7 protein-coding genes and 1 pseudogene are annotated in these 7,435 nt (G+C 69.1%); 3 read left to right on the plus strand and 5 right to left on the minus strand.

Going from position 1 to position 7,435, the window contains the following annotated elements:
- Positions 1-300: 300 nt before the first annotated feature.
- From AC2W7C_RS11100 to purM, 3 genes and pseudogenes are all read right to left on the minus strand, one after another.
- Positions 301-2,376 carry a M13 family metallopeptidase gene (locus AC2W7C_RS11100; RefSeq protein ID WP_486001498.1) on the minus strand — a complete coding sequence of 692 codons (2,076 nt, stop codon included), beginning with the start codon at positions 2,374-2,376 and terminating at the stop codon, positions 301-303.
- 85 nt (positions 2,377-2,461) lie between these two features.
- Positions 2,462-3,058 (minus strand): phosphoribosylglycinamide formyltransferase, encoded by a 597-nt coding sequence (gene purN, locus AC2W7C_RS11105; protein ID WP_486001499.1) that lies wholly within the window; start codon positions 3,056-3,058, stop codon positions 2,462-2,464.
- Between the two features lie 12 nt (positions 3,059-3,070).
- Positions 3,071-4,107, minus strand: a pseudogene (gene purM / locus AC2W7C_RS11110) (phosphoribosylformylglycinamidine cyclo-ligase).
- A gap of 80 nt (positions 4,108-4,187) precedes the next feature.
- On the opposite strand from purM, the gene rnd reads away from it, so the two are divergent.
- Positions 4,188-5,336, plus strand: a complete 1,149-nt coding sequence (rnd, locus tag AC2W7C_RS11115) for a ribonuclease D (RefSeq protein ID WP_486001500.1) — start codon at positions 4,188-4,190, stop codon at positions 5,334-5,336.
- A gap of 3 nt (positions 5,337-5,339) precedes the next feature.
- On the opposite strand, the gene AC2W7C_RS11120 is transcribed toward rnd, so the two are convergent.
- Positions 5,340-5,846: a hypothetical protein gene (locus AC2W7C_RS11120; RefSeq protein ID WP_486001501.1), complete on the minus strand. Its 507-nt coding sequence runs from the start codon at positions 5,844-5,846 to the stop codon at positions 5,340-5,342.
- Positions 5,843-6,304, minus strand: a complete 462-nt coding sequence (locus AC2W7C_RS11125) for a peptidylprolyl isomerase (protein WP_486001502.1) — start codon at positions 6,302-6,304, stop codon at positions 5,843-5,845. The genes AC2W7C_RS11120 and AC2W7C_RS11125 overlap by 4 nt, the downstream gene beginning before the upstream one ends.
- 66 nt (positions 6,305-6,370) lie before the next feature.
- Here AC2W7C_RS11125 and AC2W7C_RS11130 point away from each other — a divergent pair, with 66 nt between their 5' ends.
- A complete protein-coding gene (locus tag AC2W7C_RS11130; protein ID WP_486001503.1) occupies positions 6,371-7,081 on the plus strand; it encodes an RlmE family RNA methyltransferase in 711 nt (236 codons plus the stop codon).
- Positions 7,078-7,435, plus strand: a 358-nt coding sequence (locus AC2W7C_RS11135; protein ID WP_486001504.1) for a hypothetical protein, incomplete at its 3' end; no start/stop codon positions are given. The genes AC2W7C_RS11130 and AC2W7C_RS11135, both read left to right, overlap by 4 nt.

Raw genomic sequence — 7,435 nt, forward strand, 5'->3', positions numbered from 1 at the left:
TGCCGCGATTGGCGCGGTCGCGGGCGCCGCGACGACGCCGCCGCGCCGTCGCCCGAACTAGGGTCGAACGATACTGACGCCGTCATTCGCGGCCTTGCGCCGGGAATCCATGGACGTCGACGACTGGAACCGAGGCCGTTTGACCGCCTCTTGCAGCTATGGATGGCCGGGCCAAGCCCGGCCATGACGGACGAGAGAATGGAGACCTTCCCCCGACAGTGAATGTCGGAGCGGGTCCAGGCCAAAAACAACGGCCCCGGCGATCGTGCGCCGGGGCGTTCGTCTGTCAAAGCTGGCTCGTCACCAGATGCGGGCGCGCGCCTCGGGGGCCAGGTACTGTTCGTCGCCCGGCTTGACGCCAAAGGCCTCGTACCAGGCGTCGATGTTGCGGACCGTGGCCCCGGCCCGGTACTGAGCCGGCGAGTGCGGATCGACGGTGACCTGCTGGCGCAGGGCCTCGTCACGGATGTTCTCGCGCCAGACCTGGGCCCAGCCCAGGAAGACGCGCTGGTCGCCGGTCAGGCCGTTGATGACCGGAGCCGGCCGGCCGTTCAGCGACAGGTGGTAGGCGTCCAGCGCCAGCAGCAGCCCGCCCAGGTCGGCGATGTTCTCGCCCATGGTCAGGTCGCCGTTGACGTTGACCCCCTCGAACGGCGCCAGGGCCGAATACTGGGCCCCGAGCACCCGGGCCCGCTCTTCGAACTTGGCGGCGTCCTCGGCGGTCCACCAGTCGCGCAGCACCCCGTCGCCGTCGACCTTGCGGCCCTGGTCGTCGAAGCCGTGAGTGATCTCGTGGCCGATGACGGCGCCGATGCCGCCGTAGTTGATCGCGGGATCGGCGTGGGGATCGAAGAAGGGCGCCTGCAGAATGGCGGCCGGGAAGACGATCTCGTTGCGCGGCGGGTTGTAGTAGGCGTTCACCGTCTGGGGCGTCATGCCCCACTCCAGGGGATCGACCGGGCGGGTCAGCTTGCCGACGTTCCAGGCCCATTCGAAGGCCGCCGAGCGCTCGACGTTGCCGTACAGATCGCCCTCGACCAAACGCAGGCCGTCGTAGCTGCGCCATTGCTCGGGATAGCCGATCTTCACCCCGAAGCGGCTCATCTTGTAGAGCGCCTGGCGTTTGGTCTCGGGGCTCATCCAGTCCAGCCGCTCGATGCGGGCGGTCATGGCGCGGCGCAGGTTGGCGACCAACTCCTCCATCTGGGCCTTGGACTCGGCGGGGAAGTGGCGGGCGACGTACTCGCGGCCGAGCGACTCGCCGAGTGAGCCGTCCACCAGCTCGACGCCCCGCTTCCAGCGCGGACGGTTCTCGGGCTGGCCGGCCAGGACGGTGCCGTGGAAGGCGAAATGGGCGTCCACGAAGTCGGATGACAGATAGGCGGCGGCCTGGTCGACCAAATGGAAGGCCTGCCAGGACTGCAGCGTCGCGACCGGCGTCTCGGCGTAGACCCGGGCCATGCCGGGGAAGGCGGTGTTGGTGCCCGCGATCAGGGTCGGAACGTGGGACACCCCCGCGCCCTCGGCCCAGGCCCGCCAGTCGAACCCGGGGGCGTCGGTCATCAGCTGGGCGACGGTGGTGGGGTTGTAGATCTTGTCGATCTGCCGGGTCTGGACCGTGGTCCAGTGATTTTCGGCCAGGCGCGTCTCGAAGGCCATGACGTCGGCGGCCGCGCGCTCCGCGTCGGGCCAGCCGGCCAGGGTCAGCGCGCGCGCGACATAGGCCTGGTAGGCCGCCCGCTGCTCGGCGAACTGGGGCTCCAGGTAGTAGTCGCGGTCGGGCAGGCCGAGGCCGCCCTGGAAGACGTAGGCGCTGGTCTTGTTCGGATCCTTCAGGTCCTCGAAGATCGCGATCCCGAAGATACTGGCGCCGAACTGGCCCTGCGAGCGGCCCATCAGGGCGGCCATCTTCTCGCGGGTGTCTGCGGCGCGGACCTCGGCCAGATCGGCCTGCAGGGGCGAGGCGCCCAGCCGCTCGACCGCCGCCTCGTCCATGAAGCTGCCGTAGAACGCGCCGATGCGGCCGGCGTCCGCGCTGGCGCCCGGATTGGCGGCGCTTTCGTCGATCAGGGCGCGCAGATTGTCCTGCGAGCGGTCGTACAGCATGTCGAACACGCCGTACGAGGTCTTGTCGCCGGGGATCGGGGTGGTGCGCAGATAGGTCCCGCTGGCGTAGCGGTTGAAGTCGGTTCCGGGGGTGATCGAGGTGTCCATGCCGGCGGCGTCGAAGCCGAACTGGCCGATCTCGGCGTGGTCTGCGGCCGGAATCTCGACGATCGGCGGCGCGGTCTGGGCCAGGGACGGAGCGGCCGCGAGGCCCGCGGCGAGGGTGACGGCGGCGCCGGCGGCGCAGGCCATGAGGCGAAGTTTGAGCATGAAAGCCACCGGAGGGTTGAAATTGCCGGCAACCTGACTCCTCAGGGGCCGCCTGTCGCCGGGAAACGCGCCAGATTACAAAATTCTAATGCAGGGCCTGGCAGAAGGCCGCCAGCGCCCGGGGATAAAGGGCGTGCTCGGCGGCCAGAACGCGCTGGGCCAGGTCGGCGGGCGTGTCGCCGGGCAGAACCGGCACGGCGGCCTGGTCCAGGATCGGCCCCTCGTCGACGCCCTCGGTGACCAGGTGGACGGTGCAGCCGGCCTCGGCGTCGCCGGCGGCGAGCGCACGGGCGTGGGTGTCCAGCCCCGGATACCTGGGCAGGAGGCTGGGATGGATGTTCAGCATCCGGCCGGCCCAGCGGCCGACGAGCCAGGGGGTCAGAAGCCGCATATAGCCGGCCAGGGCCACGACCTGGACGCCGTGCGCGCGCAGGATCTCGTCGACCGCCCGCTCGTGCGCCTCGCGGTCCTTGCCGAAGGAGCGATGATCGACGGCCAGGGCCGGAACGCCCTTCGCCGCGGCGACGGCCAGACCCCCGGCGTCCGGCGTGTTGGACAGCCACCAGGACCACCTCGAACGGAGCGTCGGGGCGCGGGCGGCGTCGATCAGGGCGGCCATGTTCGACCCGGTCCCGGAGATCAGGATCGCGACGGGGACGCGCCGGGCGGGAAGGAGGGACATGGAAGCCGCGGTCTAGGCCGCTTCCAGCTGGCCGCAGACGAAGGCGACCTCGCCCGCGTTCAACAGCGCGGCCAGCACGGGCTCGGCGTTCTCGGGCGCCACCACCAGGATGAAGCCCACACCGCAGTTGAAGGTGCGGCGCAGCTCGTGATCCGAGATTCCGCCGACCTCGCCCAGCCACTGGAACACCTGGGGCATGGGCCAGGCGTCCCAGTCGAACGACGCCTTCAGCCCATCGGCGATGCAGCGCGGCGGATTCTCGATCAAGCCGCCGCCGGTGATGTGCGCCGCGCCCTTGACCAGGCCCGCCTTCATCAGCGGCAGGACCGGCTTCACATAGATGCGGGTCGGCTCCATCAGGGCCTGGGCCAGGGTGCGGTCCTTGGCGAAGGGCGCGTCGCGTCCCAGCCGAGGCCCGACTTCTCCACGACCTTGCGGATCAGCGAATAGCCGTTGGAGTGCGGGCCCGACGAGGCCAAGCCGATGATGATGTCGCCGGCCGCCTGGCGGTCCAGATAGGGCAGGGCGTGGCCGCGTTCGACGGCGCCCAGGCTGAAGCCGGCCAGGTCGTAGTCGCCGCCGGCGTACATGCCGGGCATTTCGGCCGTCTCGCCGCCCACCAGGGCGCAGCCGGCCTGGCGGCAGCCCTCGGCGATGCCGGCGACGACGCGGCGGGCGGCGTCGATCTCGAGCTTGCCGGTGGCGTAGTAGTCCAGGAACAGCAGGGGCTCGGCGCCCTGAGCCAGCAGGTCGTTGACGCACATGGCCACCAGGTCGACGCCGACGCCGTCATGCCGGCCGGTCTCGATGGCGATCTTCAGCTTGGTGCCCACGCCGTCCGTGGTGGCGACGATCAGCGGGTCCTCGAAACCCGCGGCCTTGAGGTCGAACAGGGCCCCGAACCCCCCCAGGGCGGCGTCCGCGCCGGGGCGGCGCGTGGACTTCGCCAGGGGCTTGATGGCGTCCACCAGCATCTCGCCGGCGTCGATATCGACCCCCGCGTCGGCGTAGGTCAGGCCGTTTCGAAGGCTTTGGGGGGTGTCGCTCATCGGTCACGGGCCTGAATCAGAGGGCGGAATTGAAGCGCGGCTCTTGCCACAACCGCGTCGCGCGGGGCTATAGCATCCGAATGACGCCGATCACCACCACCGAGGCGCTGCGGGAATTCTGCGCGCGCCTGGCCGACCAGCCCTTCATCACCGTCGACACCGAGTTCATGCGGGAGACGACGTACTGGCCCAAGCTGTGCCTGATCCAGGCCGCTTCGCCGACCGACGCCGCGATCATCGACCCGCTGGCGGAAGACCTGGACCTGTCGCCGTTCCTGGACCTGATGCGGGACGAATCGATCCTGAAGGTGTTCCACGCCGCCCGGCAGGACGTGGAGATCTTCGTCAAGCTGGGCGCCATGCCCAAGCCGATGTTCGACACCCAGGTGGCCGCCATGGCCGCGGGCTTCGGCGACCAGGTGTCCTACGAGGCCCTGGTGCGGCAGATGCTGCGCCAGGAGGTCGACAAGGGCAGCCGCTTCACCGACTGGGCCCGGCGGCCGCTGTCGGACGCCCAGCTGATCTACGCCCTGGGCGACGTGACCCATCTGGCGGCCCTGTATCCCAAGCTGCGCGACCGGCTGAAGAAGGACGGCCGGCTGGAGTGGGTGATGGCCGAGATGGAGGACCTGACCGATCCGGCGCTCTACGACACCGATCCGGAGAAGGCGTGGCGGCGGCTGAAGCCGAAGAAGTACGCCGCCAAGTATCTGGCCGCCTTCGTGGCCACCGCCGTGTGGCGCGAGCGGGCGGCGCAGGAGCGCGACCAGCCGCGCGGACGCATTCTGAAGGACGAGGCGATCGACGAGATCGCGGCCCAGGGGCCGACCGACCCGGACGCCTTCAACCGCCTGCGTTCGGTGCCCAAGGGCTTCGGCGCTTCGCGCCTGGGCCTGGAGCTGACGGCCGAGCTGAAGCGGGTGCTGGCCGATCCGGAAGCCCACGCGCCCAAGCTGGAGCGCCCGTCGCACAACCAGCCGGCCCCGCCGTCGGTGGTCGAGCTGCTGAAGGTGCTGCTGAAGGCCAAGAGCGACAACGCCGGCGTGGCAACCAAACTCATCGCCAACGTCGCCGACCTGGAGAAGATCGCGCTGGACGACAACGCCAATGTCGAGGCGCTGAAGGGCTGGCGCCGTCAGCTGTTCGGCGAGGACGCCCTGAAGCTGAAGCGCGGCGAGATCGCCCTGGTTCTGAACGGACCGCGGGTCGAGGTGGTGGAGATTGAGTAGGATTCAGCTCCGCAGGCCGGAGGCCTTCGCGCCCAAGTCAGCGATCTGTTCCACCAAACGCTCTGCCTCATAGGCCAAGTCATCAATTGCGGACTTGCCGCCAAACAACGACGGCATGTTGCGATCCCAGATGGCCTTTCGATCACGCGGAAATTTGGAGATGAGCCCCAAACCATCTTCAGGACCGTGGCTACCATGGACAACGATGTTTCGCTTCTCGGCTAGAGCGATCAAGTCGGCGCTCAGCGCTGACGCTACTCCTTCGCCGAGTATCTCGGCAGCCAATGCTTGGATACGTCTGCCGTTCTCGGACAGCGGGTCAGATGCTTTACGGGCGTATTCTGTCAGGCGAACATCGTCGTCAGCTTCGTCTGCTGCCTTAGAAAGATGATGGATCGAGAACGCGAGGCTTCTCTCCAAAACGGAACACACGAGTATCAGCCGCCCGATGGCGGTCTGATACTCGGTGGACCAAGCCTCCCAAACGCGGGGGAGGAGTAGGCGGCTCAAGCCACCGTCGCCTTGACGATCTTGCCCGGCGCGCGGGGCGGCTCGCCCTTGGGCAGGGCGTCGACGTGCTCCATGCCTTCGACCACCTGGCCCCAGACGGTGTACTGATTGTCCAGGAAGGTGGCGTCGTCGAAGACGATGAAGAACTGGCTGTTGGCGCTGTTGGGATCCGAGGTGCGGGCCATGGAGCAGACGCCCCGGACGTGCGGTTCGGCCGAGAACTCCTGCTTCAGGTTCGGCTTCGAGGAGCCCGAGGTGCCCGTGCCGGTCGGGTCGCCGCCCTGGGCCATGAAGCCGGGGATGACGCGGTGGAAGACCACGCCGTCGTAGAAGCCTTCGGACGCCAGATCGGTGATCTGCCTGACGTGGTTGGGAGCCAGGTCGGGGCGCAGCTTGATGACGACGTCGCCGCCTTGGCCGTCGCCGTTGTCCAGGGTGAAGGTGAGGGTGTCGGCCATGGGCGCGCTCCGTTGAAATGTCGCGGGGTCATAGCCCGCAAACCCGGTCGCGGCTATGTGGGATGCATGAGCGACGAGGAAAAGCCTGTCGAACGCCGAAGAATGGTGCGCCCGCCCACCGGCGGCACGGCCGCCGGGCGCGGCATGGGCACGAAGATGAAGACGGCGGACACCAAGTCGATGTCCAGCCAGCAGTGGATCAAGCGCCAACTGTCGGACAAGTGGTCCGAGCGCGCCCGCGCCGAGGGCTGGCGCAGCCGCGCGGCCTTCAAGCTGATCGAGATCGACGACCGCTTCCGGCTGATCAAGCCCGGGAGCCGGGTCATCGACCTGGGCGCGGCGCCGGGCGGCTGGGTCCAGGTGGCGCTGCAACGGGGCGCCAAGGCGGTGGTGGGCGTGGACTTGCTGCCGATCGAGCCGGTGCCGGGCGCGGAGCTGATCCAGGCCGACTTCACCCAGCCGGGCGTCGATCAGCGGATGATCGACCTGCTGGGCGGCGCGCCCGACCTGGTCCTGTCCGACATGGCCCACAACACCGTCGGCCACCGCCAGACCGACCACCTGAAGATCATCGCCCTGATCGAGATCGCGGCGGACTTCGCCATCCGGACGCTGAAACCGGGCGGCAGCTTCGTGTCGAAGAATTTCCAGGGCGGCGACGCCGGCGGCGTGCTGGCCCGGCTGCGCGAAGAGTTCGAGACGGTGAAGTACGTCAAGCCCCAATCCAGCCGGAAGGACAGCGCCGAGGTCTTCCTGGTGGCGTTGAACAAGCGATGAGCCTGGCCGCGTTCGCCCTGGCCGCGGCCTTGCAGGGGCCGCAGGCGACGCCGGCGAGGGTTCCGGTCAGCGCCCTGCTAGGCCGCACGCCGGCGGAGGTCGCCGCGGCTGTCGGCGCGACCGAGGGAGCCGGGCCGGTCGACGCCGTACGCATCGTCGACGCGACCGGACCGTCGGACATCTATCCGGCCGCCCGCTTCCGGCGAACGTCCCGCGCCAGGCTCGATCTGCGTCACCGGCTTCCCCCGAAGTCCCGAGCGCCGGGCCCCGCTTCCCCGATCCCGAAGCGAGCTGGGCCGCCGCAGCGCGCTGGTCGTGTTCGAGGACGGGCGGCTGTCCGGCGTTCATCCCGAG

Source organism: Brevundimonas sp. CURTG3B2_SDJG (assembly GCF_057364705.1).